At 75.7% G+C, this 17,691-nt stretch carries 14 protein-coding genes; 4 read left to right on the top strand and 10 right to left on the bottom strand.

Translation table 11 applies throughout. From position 1 onward, the window contains the following. Positions 1-181: 181 nt before the first annotated feature. From AB0C76_RS19795 to AB0C76_RS19835, 9 genes are all read right to left on the bottom strand, one after another. Positions 182-511, bottom strand: a complete 330-nt coding sequence (locus AB0C76_RS19795; protein ID WP_359966706.1) for a DUF3040 domain-containing protein — start codon at positions 509-511, stop codon at positions 182-184. 243 nt (positions 512-754) lie between these two features. Further along, a complete protein-coding gene (locus tag AB0C76_RS19800; protein ID WP_359966708.1) occupies positions 755-4,966 on the bottom strand; it encodes an SAV_2336 N-terminal domain-related protein in 4,212 nt (1,403 codons plus the stop codon). Between the two features lie 7 nt (positions 4,967-4,973). Next, positions 4,974-6,032 carry a MoxR family ATPase gene (locus AB0C76_RS19805; protein ID WP_359966711.1) on the bottom strand — a complete coding sequence of 353 codons (1,059 nt, stop codon included), beginning with the start codon at positions 6,030-6,032 and terminating at the stop codon, positions 4,974-4,976. Then, positions 6,029-7,714 carry a hypothetical protein gene (locus AB0C76_RS19810; RefSeq protein WP_359966890.1) on the bottom strand — a complete coding sequence of 562 codons (1,686 nt, stop codon included), beginning with the start codon at positions 7,712-7,714 and terminating at the stop codon, positions 6,029-6,031. Before AB0C76_RS19810 ends, AB0C76_RS19805 begins: the two co-directional genes overlap by 4 nt. Before the next feature lie 5 nt (positions 7,715-7,719). Further along, on the bottom strand, positions 7,720-8,604 hold the full coding sequence (locus AB0C76_RS19815; RefSeq protein WP_359966714.1) for a trypsin-like peptidase domain-containing protein: 885 nt from the start codon (positions 8,602-8,604) through the stop codon (positions 7,720-7,722). Between the two features lie 32 nt (positions 8,605-8,636). Continuing rightward, positions 8,637-9,044: a CU044_2847 family protein gene (locus tag AB0C76_RS19820; RefSeq protein WP_359966717.1), complete on the bottom strand. Its 408-nt coding sequence runs from the start codon at positions 9,042-9,044 to the stop codon at positions 8,637-8,639. A gap of 465 nt (positions 9,045-9,509) precedes the next feature. Then, entirely contained in the window at positions 9,510-9,995 is a 486-nt protein-coding gene (locus AB0C76_RS19825; RefSeq protein WP_359966720.1) for a helix-turn-helix transcriptional regulator, read from the bottom strand. 100 nt (positions 9,996-10,095) lie between these two features. Further along, a complete protein-coding gene (locus tag AB0C76_RS19830) occupies positions 10,096-12,261 on the bottom strand; it encodes an ATP-binding protein (RefSeq protein ID WP_359966723.1) in 2,166 nt (721 codons plus the stop codon). Between the two features lie 228 nt (positions 12,262-12,489). Further along, on the bottom strand, positions 12,490-13,155 hold the full coding sequence (locus tag AB0C76_RS19835) for a DUF4232 domain-containing protein (protein WP_359966725.1): 666 nt from the start codon (positions 13,153-13,155) through the stop codon (positions 12,490-12,492). A gap of 220 nt (positions 13,156-13,375) precedes the next feature. Between AB0C76_RS19835 and AB0C76_RS19840 the strand changes: the two genes are divergently transcribed. Next, entirely contained in the window at positions 13,376-14,113 is a 738-nt protein-coding gene (locus AB0C76_RS19840) for an aminoglycoside phosphotransferase family protein (RefSeq protein WP_359966728.1), read from the top strand. 13 nt (positions 14,114-14,126) lie between these two features. Here AB0C76_RS19840 and AB0C76_RS19845 read toward each other — a convergent pair whose 3' ends face one another. After that, positions 14,127-14,315 (bottom strand): hypothetical protein, encoded by a 189-nt coding sequence (locus AB0C76_RS19845; RefSeq protein ID WP_359966731.1) that lies wholly within the window; start codon positions 14,313-14,315, stop codon positions 14,127-14,129. A gap of 298 nt (positions 14,316-14,613) precedes the next feature. On the opposite strand from AB0C76_RS19845, the gene AB0C76_RS19850 reads away from it, so the two are divergent. The 3 genes from AB0C76_RS19850 to AB0C76_RS19860 all read left to right on the top strand — a co-directional run bounded on the left by AB0C76_RS19850 (position 14,614) and on the right by AB0C76_RS19860 (position 17,688). Then, a complete protein-coding gene (locus tag AB0C76_RS19850) occupies positions 14,614-15,177 on the top strand; it encodes a sigma-70 family RNA polymerase sigma factor (protein ID WP_359966893.1) in 564 nt (187 codons plus the stop codon). Positions 15,178-15,266: 89 nt separating this feature from the next. After that, entirely contained in the window at positions 15,267-16,220 is a 954-nt protein-coding gene (locus AB0C76_RS19855; protein WP_359966734.1) for a MerR family transcriptional regulator, read from the top strand. Between the two features lie 184 nt (positions 16,221-16,404). Continuing rightward, positions 16,405-17,688 carry an FAD-dependent oxidoreductase gene (locus AB0C76_RS19860; RefSeq protein ID WP_359966896.1) on the top strand — a complete coding sequence of 428 codons (1,284 nt, stop codon included), beginning with the start codon at positions 16,405-16,407 and terminating at the stop codon, positions 17,686-17,688. The last annotated feature ends 3 nt before the right edge of the window (positions 17,689-17,691 follow it).

The following is a 17,691-nucleotide window of genomic DNA, read 5'->3' on the forward strand; positions in this document are numbered from 1 at the left end:
CCCGGAGTATCCAGCCCCCTGCGAACGACTCGGCGCACCGCACCGCCCGGTTCGCCGGATCGGGTGAGGCGGCCGAACACGCGCGGGATTCGCGGCGATCGGAACGACCCGCTCTCCGCGACCCTCCCCTCACCCGTCGCCGGCGGGCCCGGAGTGCGTCGTTCCCCGACGCACCGACCCGTCACCGCCTCCGTTTCCCGCGACGGCGGGCGACGACACGAGCCGGGACCAGGACGAGCGCCGGCACCCACACGAGGCCGAAGACCGTGAGGTCGACGGCCGAATGGTCGTACAGGCTCGCGCGCAGGAAGATGAAGGACACCGACACCAGCACGATCAGCGCCGCCACGGGCACGCGCTCGGCCGCGCGGACCACGCGCGTGAACCGCCGCGTCGTCCGAGGCCTCATCGTGCCGAGCTCACGGTCCAACCGCGTGTCCGCCGCCCGCAGCCCCGCCTCGATCTCCGCGAGCGCCTGCCGTTCCCGCGCCGAGAGCGTACGCCCGTGCATCGCCGCCTCCTCCCCGCCCCCCGGACGACGGGTGACACCGAGCGGTTTCCCCGCTCCGGGCGCCTTTGACGCACCGGCGGAGAAGCTGCGGCTCGCGCTCCGCCGCCGCCCGCGCCTCCCGGCCCGGGCGGCCCGACGAGGTTATCGTTCTGATACTCGATCAGGAACTTCCCGTGGCCCCCTTTCCGAAGAAACCTTTCTTCCCTCGCGCCGGATGACTGCTCCCGGTCAATTCCGAATACCTCATCCGCCACCGGTGAAGCGCGCGATCGGGCGCAGGCGGGGGTGGTCGGGGCCGAGACACTCACGGAGGTACGCGTGGGCGCTGCCGGCCAGGCGGGTGGCCTCCTCGCCGTCCCCCTTCGCCGCCAGTACCTGGGCCAGGCGCCAGCGGTTCTCGCCCAGGGCGGGGTGGGGGCGGGTCTCGCCGTGGACCCGGCGGTGCAGGACCGCCGCCTCGTCCAGTGCGCCCTCGGCCTCGTCGTGCCGCCCGAGGGCGGACAGCAGCATGCCGTACATGTCGAGCGCGACGGCGAGGCGGTGGGGCTGCTTCTCCGCGCGTTCCCGGCGGTAGGCCAGGACCGCGTCGGCGACGGCCGCCACCTGCGCCAACTGCCGCACGCGGAGCTGCTGGTAGGTCTCCGGACTGGCCTCCCAGCGGGACTTCAGCTGGTCGAGGTACTCGCGCATGACGTCCACCAGCGTCTCACTGGCGGCCATGATCACGTCGAGCCCCTCGACGTCCTGCCCGGTCCCGGCCTTGCGGATGGCTGCGGCCAGGACTTCGCAGGCCGAGAGGCTGGGGCGGCCCTGGAGGAGGGAGAGCCGGGCGCGGTCCTGACGGATCGCCACCTCCAGCACGTCCGCACCGGCCGGCGGCTCCGAGCCGAGGCGCAGCAGCCCGGTCCAGGCGTGTTCGAGGTGGGTCCCGGCCACGTCCAGCTCACCGGCCTCCAACTCGGTGAGGCCGAGTTCGCGGTGGACCTCCGCCTCGATGAGGAGGTCGGACACGGCCGGGGTGCGGGCCGACCTGACCGCCTCGGCCGCCGCGAGCAACTCGCTTCTGGAAGAGTCCAGTCGGTGCAGATCCCGGTGGATGGCGGCGGCCAGTCGGCGAGCACGGACCGTCCCGCCCCCGGGCAGCGCCAACGCCTCCTCGACGCTTTCGAGGGCCTGGTCGAACCGGCCCGCACCGTAGAGGACGCCGGCCATCAGCACGACCGCGTACACCGACGTGTTCGGTGCTCCGCGGACCAGCCTCCGGCGCTGGCGCAGGTACGCCTCGGCGGCGTCGTAGTCGCCCTGGGCCGCACGGAACCTCGCCAGCCGGTAGAGGAGCTCGGCGGCCGGCTGCACCACGTCGCCCGCCAGTTCCGGGTGTTGGAGCACCGTGTGGGCGTGCGGGAGGGTAGCCGTGCAGGCGGCCCAGCGTTCGCGGGGCGTCGGGTCGGACGGGAAGCCTTCGAGTACGGCGCGGAGGGCGACGGCCGCCCACTCCTTCCGCTCGTCGGACGTCATCCGCGCCCGGACGGCGCGCTGCAGGCCGACCGCCATGCGGAAGGACAGCGAGCCGCGGCCGTCCGGAACGACGCGCAGCAACCGCGCGGCGGACACCTGGTCCAACGCCTCGGGCGAGAGCGACGCTCCCCTCCGGTGGGAGGCACGCAGGCCGTGGTTGACCAGTTCCATGGACATCCCCGCGAGGTCCAGGAAGGCACAGACCGCGAGGGCGTCCAGTGCCTCGCCGCCGAGTTCGGCCAGCAACGGACCGTAGTCGACCGGTGGTTCCGGTGCCGGCCGGACCGGTTCCCGGCCGCCCCCGGCACTCGGCGGCGCCGCGGTGTCGCTGGCCCGGGACAGCACCTCGGGCAGGGCGGCGAGGTCGTCCTCCGACGCCTTCGTGGAGGCCGCGGAGCGCGGCTCGGACCGCCGTTGGTAGGCGGGGAACTGGAGGACGTGTCCGTCCAGCACGGCGCGTTCGCGGGTCGTCACCCGCGACGTGATCAGGACGCTGCCGTAGCCGTCGGGCGGCCAGTGGTCGCCCAGCAGCGTGCGCGGTGACGTGCCGGCCATCCAGCGCTCGCGCTCGGGGAAGTCGCTGCCGAGGTCGTCGATGACGATCAGCCAACCGGGGTGCTCGGTCAGCCACCGGTTCCGCTCGGTCGTGACGTCGCTTCCCGGCGGCACGCCGTGCACGGCGGCCAGGCTGTCGAGGGACCGCGCGACCGTGTCGCGACTGCGGCCGTCCACCCACCAGACCATCGTGTAGTCGGTGAGGTGGAGGTGCGCGTAGGCGAGCGCGACGGAGGTCTTGCCGGTGTGGCCCGGGCCCTGCAGGAGGCAGAGCGAACGGCCGGACGGACGGACCGTCCGGCGGGCGCCCGCCGCCGGACCCGCGGGGTGCAGGATGCGCTCGACCTGGAGGAGCCGGCCCTCCCAGCCCGTCACGTCGGGCAGGCCGGGTGGAAGGTTGTTCCAGGCCGGCCGGGTCGCACCGGGTGGGGGCACGGCGGTCTCCTCCCCCGCCGGCCTGCGCCGCGGCCACCAGCGCCGTTCCGGGCGGGGTTCGTCCACCCCGTTCAGGTCTGGGAACCACGCGGCGAACTCCGTCGCCGCCCCGGGGATCACCATGGGCGACGCGTCCGGATCCCGCTTCCGGGCCCGCTTCTTCGGTGTCGGCTCCGCCCGGGCCTCCACCGCCACAGCCCCTGCCACCGCCGTTCGCGCCCCGGCCGGCAGGCTCACCGCGAGCCGTTCCGCCAGTGCCCGGTCGGCGCCGCCGAGGCCGCGGAGCACCTCGACCGCCACCTCGGCGAACGGGACGCTCTCCGCCGGCAGTCCGGCGCCGGTGCCCGAGCCCGCGTCGGCGAGTGCCGCCAGGGCGCGGAAGTCGAGCGTGCCGCCGAACGCGCCCGCCACCGACTGGGAGACCCCGGCCAGCACCCGCAGCACCTGGGCTGACTCGCTCCGCGTCAGCGTGCCGAGCAGCCGTTCCCGCACACCCGGGCGGAAGTCGTACAGCACCGTCTCCGGGTCCTCGCCGGGCCGTTCGGGGGAGCGCCGTTCGAGCAGTCCGGACAGGTAGATCTCGGCGAGGTGCATGGCGGAGGAGTCACGGAGCATCGCCGCCTGCACGTGCCGCATGACCGGCAGGCTCAGGGGCGCCGCCGCCAGGAAGCCGGCGAGTTCGTACGCCGTCGGGGAGGCCTCCCGCCGGAAGCGGGCGAGCAGGTGGGCGGGCGGTTCGTCGGCGGGCGGCGACGGATCGGGGCCGGTCACGTGCCCGTCCAGCGGCACGGCCAGGGCAGGCGTCCAGTCCGACGCCCGTCCGGACAGCATGCGCGCCCAGGGGGCGAGCCAGTCCGCCCGCAGTTCCAGAACGCCGGCCCAGGCCGTCCCGGGGGCGCCCCACCCGTCGTCGTCGGGCGCGTGGACGACCGTCGGCCGCTCCCCCGGCCGGAGGCGGGCGCGGGCCGGGACGGGTCGCAGGGCCGTGCGGTGCCAGTGGCGGCGCGGCAGCACCTGGAGGACGGTCACCGGGGCGTGCCGGCTCCACCCGCGCATGGCCGCGGGCAGGGCGCCGCTGTGCCAGAGCGGGCCGACGCCGTCCGTGAGCAGCAGGATCACGCGGCGTCCGCGCGGGTCGCCGGACAGGCCGAACTCCCGTCCCTGCGCGGCCGCACCGCGCGGTGTCACGGCGGGCGCCCCCTCGCGGTCGTGAACGGACCAGGCACGTACGCGGTGGAACGCGCCGTGGCGGCGCAGCAGTGCGCCGAGGTCGTCGCCGAGGGCGGACCAGACGGCCATGGTCGGGCCGCCGTCGATGACGAGGTCGACGTCGAGCCAGCGTTCGGGGGCGCCGCGCCAGACCGGGAGGAGCAGCCCGGCCTGGCCGGAGGCGGAGACGGTGGCTTCCTCGTCGAGGACCAGTTCGCGGGTGGAGCGGACGGTGCGGCGCAGCGGGCGCAGGGCGCGGGAGAGGGCGAGGGTGCCGGTGAGTGCGGGCCGGGCGGGACTGCGGACGGTCGCGGCGGGTGCGGCGCCCCTGGCGGGAGGGCCGGGTGCGGGCGGCAGGTGGAGGGGTATCACCGGCTCGGGATCGGCGAGTTGGGGAGTGGGGGGACTCTGCGGAACGGGTTGCGGCGCCGTACCGCTCTCGGCGGCGGCCCGGTCCACCGCGGCCCGCAGCGCCGCGCTCCACGCCGCGGTGGCCTGCTCGTCCGCCGCCGGGTCGACGGCGGGCAGCGGCGGGAGCACCAGGCCCGGCCCCGAGCCCCGCGGCCCGACCGGTGGCGCGGTCGGCGGGGCGTCCGGGCGCAGACCGCAGGCCCGCGCGAGCCAGAGCACGTCGGCCAGGTCGCGCGGGTCGGTGCTGCCCGCCGGCTCGGCGCCGTCGGCGGTCAGGAGGCGCCCGAGCTGGCGGAGGAGCTCCGGGGGGACGCGGGTGGCGGGCACGGTGGGGTCAGCGCTCCTCTAGCGAGCGCAGGAGGTCGCGGTCGACCAGCCGCCGTCCGGTCTCGTCGTCCCACAGGCCGCGGGAGGCCATCAGGAGGGCGTTGAGCAGCTGGTCGTTGGCGAGGTCGGCGCCCTCCTCGTGCTGCTTGGCGAGGAAGCGGGCGATCAGTTGCTCGCGCACCGCGGCGGGGGCGGCGGTCGGGCCGGTGAGGTGCGCGGCGACCATGCGGGCCAGCTTGTCGGGGCCCGGGCGGGGGATCTCCAGGCGCAGACAGCGGCGGAGGAAGGCGGGCGGGAACTCGCGTTCCTCGTTGCTGGTGAGGACGACCAGAGGGAACTCCGTGCAGCGGACCCGGCCGCGGTGCAGCGGGGCCCAGCCCTCGTCGTCGGCGGTCATGACGCGGGCCTCCTCGTCGTCGAGGCGGCTGAGTTCGGGAATGACGAACTCGCCCTCCTCGAAGACGGTGAGCAGGTCGTTCGGCAGGTCGAGGTCGGCCTTGTCGATCTCGTCGACGAGCAGGACGCGCGGCCGGTCCCAGGGCAGCAGCGCGGTGCCGAGCGGGCCGAGCCGCAGGTAGGGTCCGATGCCGGGGGCGGGCCGGGAGCGGCCGTCGGCGTCGGCGGGGCGCAGTCCGGTGTCCTGGAGACGGCCGATCGCGTCGTAGTGGTACTGGCCCTCCTGGAGGGTGGAGCGGCTGGTGATGGGCCAGTGCAGCACGGGGCCGAGCCGCAGCTCGTGCGCGACGCTGTGGGCGAGCGTGGACTTGCCGACTCCGGGCGGGCCGGTGACGAGCAGCGGTCGGCGCAGGTGCAGGGCCATGTTGACGAGGTGGATCTCCTTCTCGTCGGCCTGGTAGGCGGCGGCCTGGTGGGCGCGGCCGAGCTTGCGGGCCGCCACGGTCTCGGCCATCTCGGGCGGCGCGGGCAGGTCCGTGTCGTCGTCCTCGCGGCGGAAGGAGCGCCAGGGCGGGGCGTCGGGGAGGTCGCGGATGCCGTCGTGCGGGGAGCCGGTGGAGCGGTAGATCCACCAGTCCGGGCCGCCGGTGTCGTCCGGGGCGGTGGTCATGCGTGGGGTCCTTCCGGCGACGGGGTGGTCGAGGGGACGGGGGCCCGGAACGGGGCCGGGGCGAGCCAGGCGGCGTGCCCGGGCTCGTCCCAGAGCAGCGTGAGGTGGTGGCCGAGGTCGCTCCCGTCGTCCTCCCTGGCCGCGCGGCGGCGGCGCTGGACGTGGGCGGCCAGGGCGGGCAGTTGGGTGGCGGCCAGCTCGCCCAACAGCACGTTGATCTCGGCCGGGCTGCCGGTGTCGTCGCGCCGCCAGATCATGACCGGGATGCCCTCGCGCACGGCGTCCTTGACGGCCTGGTGTCCGACCCCCCGCCGCTTCGGGTGGTACGCGTACGGGAAGGACAGCGCGATGATCGCGGTCTGCGGCCGGCTGTCCAGCCAGCGCCGGACGTCGCCCTTGGTGCCGCCGAGGTGCAGGGCGCGCCCGGTCAGCTCGGCGTCGATCGGGGCGGTGCCGTCCGGGTGGACGATCCAGCCGGGCAGGTCGGCGACGGTGCCGGGGCCGCTGCTCTCCACCGTGGCTTCCAGGGCCCGCCACTTGTTCTTCCACGCGGTGTGCCAGAACGCGGACCTGATCCGGTCCAGCGAGCGCACCACGACCGGGAAGTGCATGCCGACGCGGTAGCCGTCCTCGTCCATCGGCCACAGTTCGGCGGGGTGGCCGAGCAGGGACCAGGGCAGCAGGAACTCCACCCGCAGGCCGTCGGCGTTCGCCGCCGCGGCGGCGAGGTCGCCCCAGGTGGTCAGGTGCCGGCTGCCGTGCTGCTCCAGCGCGGAGCGCGGCAGCGGTTCGTCGCCCGCCCGTTTGGAGATCAGGCGCCAGGGCTGCTCGTCGGTGTCGTAGAGGGCGGCCTCGAACTCGTAGACGGGCTCGGCGTCGGAGCCGACCGGCGAGACGTCGTCCAGGGTGATCTGCAGGACCAGCGGGTGGTGCTGTGCGGGGCCCGCCACCTCCCGGTCCGGGCGCACCGGGGCTGCCAAGTCTCCTTCCGTCAGGCCGAGTTCATGGGCGTGACGCTTGACGAGGTCGGTCAGCGGGACGGCCTCCGGCCCGGGGCACGCCGCCGCGAGGCGGACGAGGAAGCGCAGCAGCAGCGGGGGGCCGTCGACCAGCCGGGCCTGGTTGAGGCGGCTCACCGCCTCCGGCAGGCCGTCCTGCGGCCGGACCGGGTGGGTCTCGCCGGACGCGCACGCCGACTCCACGAGCTGCAGTACCCGCGCCGGCCTCGGCTGCGGGTTCAGCGAGCGCAGCGTCCACAGGAGGACGAGCTGCGCCTGCGGGTCCAGCAGTCCGGGCCTGACGACGGCGTCGACGGCGGCGTCCAGCCACCCGACGGCGGCCGTGCCGGGGCGCAAGGTGCGCAGGGACTCGGCGAGTTCGCTCAGCGCGTGGAACGGCTCGTGCCACTGGCGGCAGGCGCGGACCAGCTTCAGGAGGTGGTCCCGCGCCTGCGGGCCGTCCGGCACGACGAACGGCGCGGACGGCCCGAGCCGGTCCCGCAGGTCGGCCAGGAGCAGGTGGCGGCTCTCCGGCTGGTCGAGGTCGGGCACCTCGCACAGGAACGCGTGGAGCACGGCGTCCGTCCTGGCCGACCACGGCGCCCGGCCGCCCGGCCCGGCCGGCGCCGGAGGGGCTCCCGGCTGGCGGTGGTGGCCGCCCAGCTTGGTGAGCCGGTGGAGCATTTCCCTCACGGACCGCCCTCCGGGTCGCTCGTCAGCGTGCGCAGCTCGTCGACGGCGGCGTCGCCGAGGCGCAGGAGCTCCAGCGCGTCCGTCACGGCGGCCAGCGCCGCGGCCGGTTCGCGGTGCCGCAGACAGGCCTGCACCACTTCCAGCAGGTGGTCGGTGGTGTGCGCGTGGTGGGAGACGTGCAGCGGGCCGGTGGCGAGGCTCTCCTCCGCCGTCCGCACGACGAGGCGGCGGAAGTCCGGGTCGTCCATGCCCCGGACCCGGAGCAGGACGGGCAGGAGGTCGCGCGCGGTGGGCAGCGGACGTTCCGCCACCCGCCGCCCGAGCCGATCGTGCAGCGGATCGTCCGCGGACAGCACTTCGGCCAGCGCCGACAGCGGTGTGAACCAGCCGCCGCGCACGCCGTCGAAGTCCCGGCTGCCCTTGAGCACGCCGCAGACGGCGCCCGAGTCGAGGCGGATCACCATGCCGCCGCTGAAGCCGTCCCGGACCTCGTCGCCGGTCAGCCGCACGTACCCGGCCGCCGGTCCGGCGACGGTGAGCAGCAGCGAGTCCCCGTGGATCCCGGGCGTCGGGGTGTGCGGGGTGAAGCCCGCGACGAGGACGGCCGTGCCCGGGGGCGGGACGTCGGTGTCGAGGACGAGCGGTGACGGCGACTCGAAGGGCGCGGCGAGCGTGAGCAGGGCGAGGTCCGGAAAGGCGTGGAAGCGCCCCTCCCCCGGCTCGGCCGGGAACCGCCGAGCCGGGCGGATCACCGGCGCCCGCCCGAACCACCCGTCCGCGGCCGGCTCCTCCACGGCCCGGCGCGCCACGTGCGCGGCCGTCAGCACCAGCCCGGGCGCCACCAGGAAGCCGCTGCCCAGGAACGCCGCCCCGTCCCTCACCCCGACCGCGGCACCGCGCGCGGCCGGCCCGGTCACCGCTCGTCGCCGCCCTGCGGTACGAACCCGGCCCCGCGGCCGGCCCGCGCCGCCGCGACCCGGGCGGTGTCCCAGCTCATCCGCACGGTGAACGACGCCTCGCCGCCGGCCTCGGCCAGCACTCCGATCACGGCACCGGACTTGACCGCGAGCTTGAGCCCGAACTCGACCTCCAGTGTGTCCGGAACGGCCGCCCCGGTCCCGCCGATGCTGTCCGCGGCCCACCGCCCGACGCTCTTCACCACCTCGCGCACCGCGTCCAGCCGCTGCGGCAACTCGGCGAGCGCCCTGGCGGCGGTGTCCCGCACCCCGGCGTCCCCGCCGGCCTCGGCCCGGTCCAGCACCGTCACCTCGGCGTGGACGAACGCGCCCTCGCCGAGATCCACCGTGATGACGTCCCCCATCGACAGACTCCCCTCAGTCCGGTCCAACGACAGAACTATAGGACGATCAGCCACATGTGACTGCCGATCAGCCGACCTCGGCAGGCACCCGAACGTCCGCCGGCCCGTACGGGGGCGGTGAAGCCGCCTTCGTCGCAGGCGGTGACAGCGCCGGACGGGCCGGTGCGTCCGGCGCCGTGCGAGCCTCGCCGCGCGGACCGGCGCCGTGCGAGCCGGCCGTCGTCGACGGAGCGGTCGGTGGTCCGCCGGGCTGGGGGGCGCGGCGAGGGCGCCGAGCAGGCAGAGCGCCGCGGCCACGATGTTCGCCGCGTGGAAGCCGGTCGTGAACGGGTGCCGGGCGGCGTCGAGGAGGCTCCGCTGCGACGCCGCGGGTGCCCGGGCGGCGGCGAGCTGACGGCCGGACGGGTTCCGGCGTCCCACGGTCCGTCGGAGCCGGATGCCACCCGCGAGCCGGGTAGCGCCCACTCACGCGCCCGCGTCGGTCCTGTCGGCCTCCGAGAGCCGGCTCAGCGCGTCGCGCAGCGCGGCCCTCGTCGTGATGCCCAGTTTGGGGAAGACCCGGTAGAGGTGCGAACTGACGGTGCGCGGGGACAGCCGGGTCCGCTCGCCGATCTCCTTGTTCGTGAGCCCGCTCGCGGCGAGGTCGGCGATCCGGCGCTCCTGCCAGGTCAGGGCCGCGGGTTCCGGGGTCGCCGGGCCCGAGGGCAGGCCGGCGTTCCTCAGCTCGGCGCGGGCCCGGTTCTCCCATGCTGTCGCACCGAGCCGGTCGAACTCCTGGGCGGCCAGCAGCAACGGGGCCTGCCGGGCCGCCCGGGGCGCCTTCAGCTGCCGCAGCCTGATGCCGTGCGCCAGGCGGATCCGCGCCAGTTCGAAGGGGAAGTCCTGAGCCTCGGGGTACGCCTCGACGCGCGCGTAGGTCCGCGCGGCCTCCGACAGGTCGTCCGCGGTCATCGCGAGGGCGCCGTAGGCGGAGAGGGCCAGTCGAGGGGACGCCTCCGGCAGGCCCGCGTCGCACGCCGCCAGTGCGTGCCGGCGCGCCTGCTCGCGGCGACTACAGTGCGGCCTCGGCCAGTTCGAGCAGCGCCCGCGGGGCGATCTGGTGGGCGTGGCGGTCGAAGCTGCCCGGCGGCGTCATGCCGATGGCGTACAGGTAGGCCGCTTCGAAGTCGCCTTCGGTGAGCGCCGCTCCGGTGGCGATCGCCTCCGTGATCTGGGTGAGCAGACCGACGCCGCGCGGACGCGCCCAGGCGTCCACGGCGGACTGCAGCTCGCGCGCCTCGTCGAGCCGCCCCTGCCGGGCAGCGAGCTGCCCGAGGCAGGCGCGGGCGTGGTAGGCGAGCAGGACGTGACCGTGCGCGGTGGCCAGCTCCAGCGCCCGCTGCGCCAGCCGGCGCGCCTCGTCCCACTCCCCGGAGTACATCCGGTCCAGCATCAGCATCCGCAGCAGGACCATGACGCTCGACACGGCGCCGGCCTCCTGCTCGCGCTCGACCGCGCCCCGCAGCTGGGTGCGGTACTGGTTGAGGACGTCGACGTGGGACGCGCAGACCCCCAGCCGCGCCAGGTCCCAGGGGGCCAGGTTCGCCGGATCGGCGAACGCCTGCTCCAGGCGTGCCCGCAGGCCGACCCCGCTGCGGGCCACCGCGCTCGCGTCGTGGTACATCGCCGTCAGCGGGTGGACCAGCTCGCCGAGGGCGTCGAGGATGCGGTCCGTCCGCTGCCACAGGGCGGGGTCGCCCGCGTAGTGGGCCATCGTCACGAGCGCGTCCGCCGCGCGGGTCAGGGTCTCGTCACCGGTCCGCGCCGCCCCGTCCGCCCGGCGCTCGACCGCCGCCGCGAGCCGCTGGAAGGCGGGCCGGACCGCCCCGGACCGGACGAAGTCGGCGTGGGCGGAGGCGAGCACGGCGGCCAGCGGCTCGGCCGCGCCGGGTTCCGGCTCCGAGCGGTGGAGCAGCCGCTGGGCCTCGTCCAGCAGCGCCGCCTGACCGGCGGTGTAGGCCGCGTCGCCGAGCCGCCGGGAGCGCTGCGCGGGGTCCTCGCTCAGCTCGGCCGCACGGGTCAGCCAGCTGACGGCGGCCGCCGCGCCGCCGCGCCGGGTCGCGGAGCCGGCCGCCGCTTCCAGCGCCGCGGCCACGGACTCGTCGGGATCGACGGCCGCCGCGGCCAGGTGGCCGGCGTACCGCTCGACGTCCGCCCGGTGCACCCTCGCCAGTTCGGCGTGCGCGGCACGGACCTGCGCGGGCGTCGCCAGCTGGACGACGGCCGAGCGCACCAGCGGGTGCCGGAAGACGAAGTCGCCGCCGGCCGCGTCGACGTCGAGCAGCCCGGAGGCGGCGGCCTCCTCGACGCCGCGCATCCGGTACCGCGTGCCGTGGTCGCCGCCGCGCTCCCGGCCGGCGGTGCCGTCGAGGGCACCCCGCAGCAGTTCGGCGCGGATGCCGGGCTCCAGGCGCTCGATCCGTGCGGCGTAGAGGAGTTGGAGGCGTCGCGGCAGCGGCAGACCGGTACTGCCCGGCATGCCGCCACCGGGGTGCGGCGCAGCCGGGCCGGGCGGGAGCTCGTACAGGGCCAGCGGGTTGCCCCGGGCGTGGTCGAGGACGGTCCGGCGGGCGCGCGCGTCGAGCCGCGGACGGTGCAGCTCCAGGAGGCGTTCGGCGGCCTCGTCCGACAGCGGCGCCACCGGCAGTTCCGGGAGGCGGGCGTTGTCGAAGCGGGAACGCTCGTCGGTCCGCAGGGCGATCAGCATCTTCACCTGGCCGGCCGCCGACCGGCGGGCGACGAACCCGCACACCTCGGCGCTGGCGTCGTCCAGCCAGTGCCCGTCGTCGATCAGCAGCGTCAGCGGCCGCTCGGCGCCGGCCAGGGACAGCAGGTCGAGCACGGCGATGCCGAGGGCCATGACGGACGGCGGCTCGCCGGTGCCGCGCCCGAACACCACGTCGAGCAGCGCCCGTTGCCGAGCAGCGAGACCGGCGGTGCGGTCCAGCACGGTGTGGAGGCACTGGTGCAGCCCGGCGAACGGCAGCTCCGACTCCGCCTCCACCCCCGTGACCCGGATCAGTGCGTGCCGTTCCCGGTCGGCCAAGCCGGCCGTGTGATCGACCAGGGCGCTCTTGCCCACGCCCGCCTCGCCCCGCAGGACCAGGGCCTGCCCCTCGGGCGCGGTCACGAACGACGCCAGCACGGCCAGTTCGCGCTCCCGACCGATCAAGGGCACGTCCGAGGGGTCAGGTGCGCCGGGCCGGGGCCGGATGCCGTCGATGCGGAGGCTGCCGTCTGCGGCCACGTCCCGTCCCGTCCCCCACCACTGATCGGATCAGCGCTTGAAGTGCCTTCACCTGGCACACCGATGCAGCAATGTACACGTCTGCCGCCGTCCGATCGTCGCGCTGCCGTCCGGATCGGCCACCCCGGTGGTCGGACTGCGCCCGGGGCAGTCCGGGCGCTACTTGCCCGCGGACGTCATGGAGGCCACCGCCTCCGCCGTGCTGGCCCGGTAGAGGCCCATGCGGGGGTTCAGGACGCGGACGCCGTCGGGGAGCGGGAAGTTCCGGGTGTTCGCGAGGGGCATGTCGGTGCCCTCCTCGTCGGCCAGGACGTTGAGCTCGTTGATGCCGGGGGCGGTGCCGGTGGTGGCGCCGCTCGGGTCGAGGTCGATCACGGCGTAGGCGTTCTTGCCGGCCGGGACCGGGAAGCGCGAGGTGCCGCTGGCGAGCGCCGGCTTGATGTTCCTGCTCCGGTCGCGCGCGGCGGAGTTGCCCAGGTCGACCCCGGGGGACGAGCTCAGGGTGCAGGAGCTCGCGCCGGTGTTGCGGACGTCGATGACCCACTGGTTGGGCGCCCCGTCGCGTGCCGTCACGTGGATCGAGAGGTGCTGGATGTCGCACGGGTCGTCGGCGGCGGCGCCGGTGCCGCCGGTGGGAGGCGTGTGTGTCGCGGGGCGCGACGCCGCGCCCGTCGGGGGCGTGACGGCGCCCTTGGTCGGCGCCGCGGAGGCCGTCGGGCCGGCGACCGGGTCGGCGTTGTCGGGCCCGCAGGCGGTCAGTGCGAGTCCTGCCCCGACGACGAGGAGGGCGGGGACGAGCAGCGGGCGGCGGTTGCGGACGGACATGGTGGCTCCCCGATGGTGTCGTGCTGACTGCGCGGACACCTCACATGACGGTCGTCCGGCCGCATTCGGTGGCACGCGTGGCGTCACAGTCATCAGGACATGACAGGGACGCGACCGTGACATTCGGTCAGGTGCGGCGCGGTTGACACGATGGCCGTCCGGAGTCGGCCGCCCGGATATTCCCGGTGACATCCACGGCCCTCCCGGGATACTGGTCGCCATGGATGAGGTCGAGGTCGTCGTCGCCCATTCCGAGCGCGCGACGCTGCGCGTCGGCGACGTGTTCCTGAAGGTGGACGCCGACCGGGCGCGCATGGACGTCGAGGCCGCGGCGATGGCCCTGGCTCCGGTGCCGACGCCGGAGGTCCTGTGGCACAAGCCGTCCGTGCTCGCGATCGCCGCGCTGCCGGGACGGGCGCTCGGTCGGCTCGGCGAACCGTCGGCCGCGTCGCCGGCGGCGTGGGCCGCGGCGGGCGCCGCCGTACGGAGGCTGCACGACGCGCCGTTGCCACCGTGGTCCGGCCGGGGAGTGGACGAGTTGGCGGCGGATCTCGACCGCGAGTGCGCGTGGCTCGTCACGAACGCCGTGCTGCCCGCCGACCTCGTCACCCGCAACCGGCGGGTCGCCGAGGCCGCGCTGCGGCCGTGGACCCCGGTGTTCACGCACGGCGACCTGCAGACCGGTCACGTGTTCGTCGACGGCGACGAGGTCACCGGCATCATCGACTGGTCCGAGGCGTCCCGGGGCGACGCCCTGTTCGACCTCGCCGTCCTGACGCTCGGCCACGAGGAGCACCTCGGCGACGTCCTCGCGGGCTACGGCACCGCCGTGGACCTCGACGTGATCCGCGCGTGGTGGTCGATGCGGAGCCTGCTCGCGAGCCGCTGGCTGGTCGAGCACGGCTTCGACCCGTCCGCGCCGGGCTGCGAGTTCGACGTGCTGAGGGCCCGGATGTAGGAAGCCCGTGACTTCAGGTCTCCTGCACGCCCCACGTCCACCTCCACGTCCCCGGCTCCGGCTCCGGCTCCGGCTCCGGCTCCGGCTCCACGGTCCGGAGGACCTCGGCGAGCCCGGCGACCACGTCCGGTACCGAGGCGTCGAGTTCGGACTGACACCGCCCGGCGTGGAGGCGGTAGGTACCCCGCTGGACGAAGATCACCGACGCCGGCGGCTCCCGCCTCGGCGTTCAGCAGGGCGGCGAGCCGGCTTCGACGATCCGGCGCCGGACGGTCTCGAACGATGCGGACACCGGGCAGTGTCCCCTTCCCGGCCGGTGACATGAGACGGCACGAGGCCACGGCGCATCGCAGTCCCGTTGGAGGCGGCGCGGCCGCGCGCCGGAAACGCTGCACAGACGCTGCGAGTCGCCGTGGTCACCCGCCTGGCCGCACCGTTGCCATGTGACCCTCTGCACGCAGCAGCGACCCGATGTGCAGCCCCTCGCCCCGATCGGCGACGTGGCGCCCGAGGAGTTGCGCCGGCTCGTCGTGGCCGTGGCGGGCGGGAGCGAGGAGGCCTTCGCCCGGCTGTACGACGCCGTCGCGGGCCCGGTCTACGGCACCGCCCTCCGGACGCTGCGCAATCCGGCGCACGCCGAGGAGGTGGCGCAGGAGGTGCTGCTGGAGGTGTGGCGCGGGGCCGGCGGGTACCGGGCCGAGCGGGGGACGGTGATGGCGTGGGTGCTCACGATCGCCCGCCGCCGCGCCGTGGACCGGGTCAGGTCGGTGCAGGCCGCGTCGGACCGGGAAACGCGCGCCGCCTCGCTCGAACCGCCCGTCGGCGAGTCGGTCGCCGACCTGGTGGAACGCGGGCTGGACGTGGAGCGGGTACGGACGGCGCTCGCGGGACTGAGCCGGGTGCAGCGCGAGTCGCTGGTCCTGGCGTACTACGGCGGGTACTCGCAGCGTGAGATCGCGCAGATCCTCCGCGTGCCGCTGGGCACGGTCAAGACGCGCATGCGGGACGGGCTCATCCGGCTGCGGGCGTCGTTCGCCGCCCGTCCTGCGGCCGGCCTCGGATGAGCGTCGGCCCGCAGGCCGTGCCGGACGACAATGGGTGCGCCTCCGGTGACGCTCCGGGGGCTTCGGACACCCCGTACCCGGAGGACCTGATGGCCGAACCGCCCGTGCCCGACGCGGGGATGCCCACCGGGAGCGTGGCGCGGCGCCTGGGCGTGTCGCCGACGACGGTCCGCTCCTGGGAGCGCCGCTACGGCATCGGCCCGTCGGACCGGGAGCCCGGGCACCACCGCCGCTGGAACGCGCAGGACATCGCCGTGCTCGAGGCCATGTGCCGGCTGACCGCACGTGGCGTCCCGCCGGGCGAGGCCGCGCGGGTGGTCCTCGCGGCGGCGCGCGATGAGCCGCTCCCGCCCGAGGGGACGGCCACCCCGCGCCCCGGGGGAAGCCGGGCACTGCGCGTGGGGCCGGTACGCCCCGAGTGCCGCGGACTGGCCCGGGCGGCCGTGCGGCTGGACGCCCCGGAGGTCGCCAGGATCCTGCGCGAGGCCGTCGACACGCTGGGGGTCGTCGACGCGTGGACGGAGGTGATGATGCCCGCGCTGCGCGCCGCCGGCCGCAAGTGGGCCACCGAGGGCGAGCAGTACGTCGAGGTCGAGCACCTGCTGTCCTGGCACGTGGCCTCGGTGCTGCGCCATGCCGCCGTGCGGCCCGCGGAGGTCCGGGCGGTGCCGCCGGTCGTGCTGGCCGCGATGCCCGCCGAGCGGCACACGCTGCCGCTGGACGCCACCGCGGCCGGGCTGACCGCGCGGGCGCTGCCGTTCCGGATGCTCGGGTCGACGGTCCCGCCGCGGGCGCTGCTCGACGCGGTGCAGCGGATCGGTCCGGGTGCGGTGATGCTCTGGTCGCAGGACCGGCGGACGGCCGACCGGCAGCTCGTGCGGCAGGTGACCGACAGCGCGTGGGGGCCGCGCGGCTCCCGCGGCCGGGCGGTGGTGCTGGTCGCCGGTCCCGGCTGGGACCGCTCCCGGCTGCCGGCCCGCACCACGAGCCCCCGCACCCTCGCGGGCGCGCTCGACCTCCTGGAGGAGGCCCTCGTCCCCTGACGGCACGAGCCGCGGCACATCGGCGGCGCCACGACCCAATCCGCCGCACGGACGGCTTCGAAGGTCAGGTGCAGACAGCACCCGGGCCGCACCAGCGGCCCCGACGAACCGAGGGGCCTTCGTGACGACAGTCGACACCGTCTCCACCTCCGGAGCCCTCCCGCGCCCCCGGAGCGGACCGCCCGTGCGCCACGCCGTGGTTGTGGGCGCCGGCGTGGCCGGGCTCACCGCCGCGTACGAGCTGTCCGGGGCGGGCGTGCGGGTCGAGCTGTTCGAGGCGGACGAGCGGCTCGGCGGGCACGCTCACACGCAGGAGGCCGTCGGGCCGGCCGGGCGCGCGGCGGCCCTGGACACCGGGTTCCTGGTGCACAACGAGCGCACCTACCCGCACCTGGTGCGGCTGTTCGCCGAGCTCGGCGTACGCACCCGAGTCAGCGACATGAGCATGTCCGTGCACTGCGACGGGTGCGGCCTGGAGTACGCCGGTGCGCGCGGCCCGGCCGGTCTGCTGGCCCGGCCGGGGGTCGCGCTGCGCGGCCGGTACCTGCGGATGCTGGCCGAGGTGCCCCGCTTCCACCGGCGGGCCCGCCGCCTGCTCGCGAGGCCCGGGGACGAAGGCCCCAGCCTGCGGGAGTTCCTCGCCACCGAGGGCTTCTCGCCGTACTTCGTGAGCCACTTCATGACGCCCGTGGTCTCGGCGGTGTGGTCGTGCGCGCCCGATCTCGCGGGCGACTACCCGGCCCGCTACCTGTTCAGGTTCCTCGACAACCACGGCCTGCTCAGCGTGAACGGCTCTCCGACCTGGCGCACGGTCGTCGGCGGGTCCCGGACGTACGTCGAGCGGATCGCCGAGAAGCTCGCCGAACGGCAGGGCGCCGTGCACCGGTCGGCCCCCGTCCGGGCGGTGCGCCGCCACCCGGGCGGCGTCACGGTCGTCACCGCGGACGGACGGCGCACCCGGGCCGACGCGGTCGTGATCGCCACCCACGCCGACCAGGCGCTGCGGCTGCTCACCGACCCCACCGACGCCGAACTGGAGGTCCTCAGCGCCTTCCGGTACACGCGCAACCCGACCGTCCTGCACCGCGATTCCTCCCTCCTGCCGGAGGCCGGCTGGGCCCGGGCCTCGTGGAACTACCGGATGCCCGCGTGCGACGGCCCGGCCGACCGGGTGCGGGTGAGCTACCACCTCAACCGGCTGCTGCGGCTGGACACCGGAGACGACTACCTGGTCACGCTCAACGAGGACGAGCAGGACGCCGTCCCCGAGGACCTGGTGGTCTCCCGCACGGTCTACGAACACCCGATCTACACCGCCGGCACCGTCGCCGCCCAGCGCCGCCTGCCCGAACTCGCCACCGCCAGGACCGCGTTCGCCGGCGCGTACCACGGCTGGGGATTCCACGAGGACGGCTGCCGCTCGGGTGTCCGCGCGGCCCGGACCCTGCTCGGAGCGGAGGCACCGTGAACG

Origin of the sequence: Kitasatospora sp. NPDC048722 (genome assembly GCF_040650235.1) — a bacterium.
In the GTDB taxonomy this organism is placed as follows: Bacteria; Actinomycetota; Actinomycetes; order Streptomycetales; family Streptomycetaceae; genus Kitasatospora.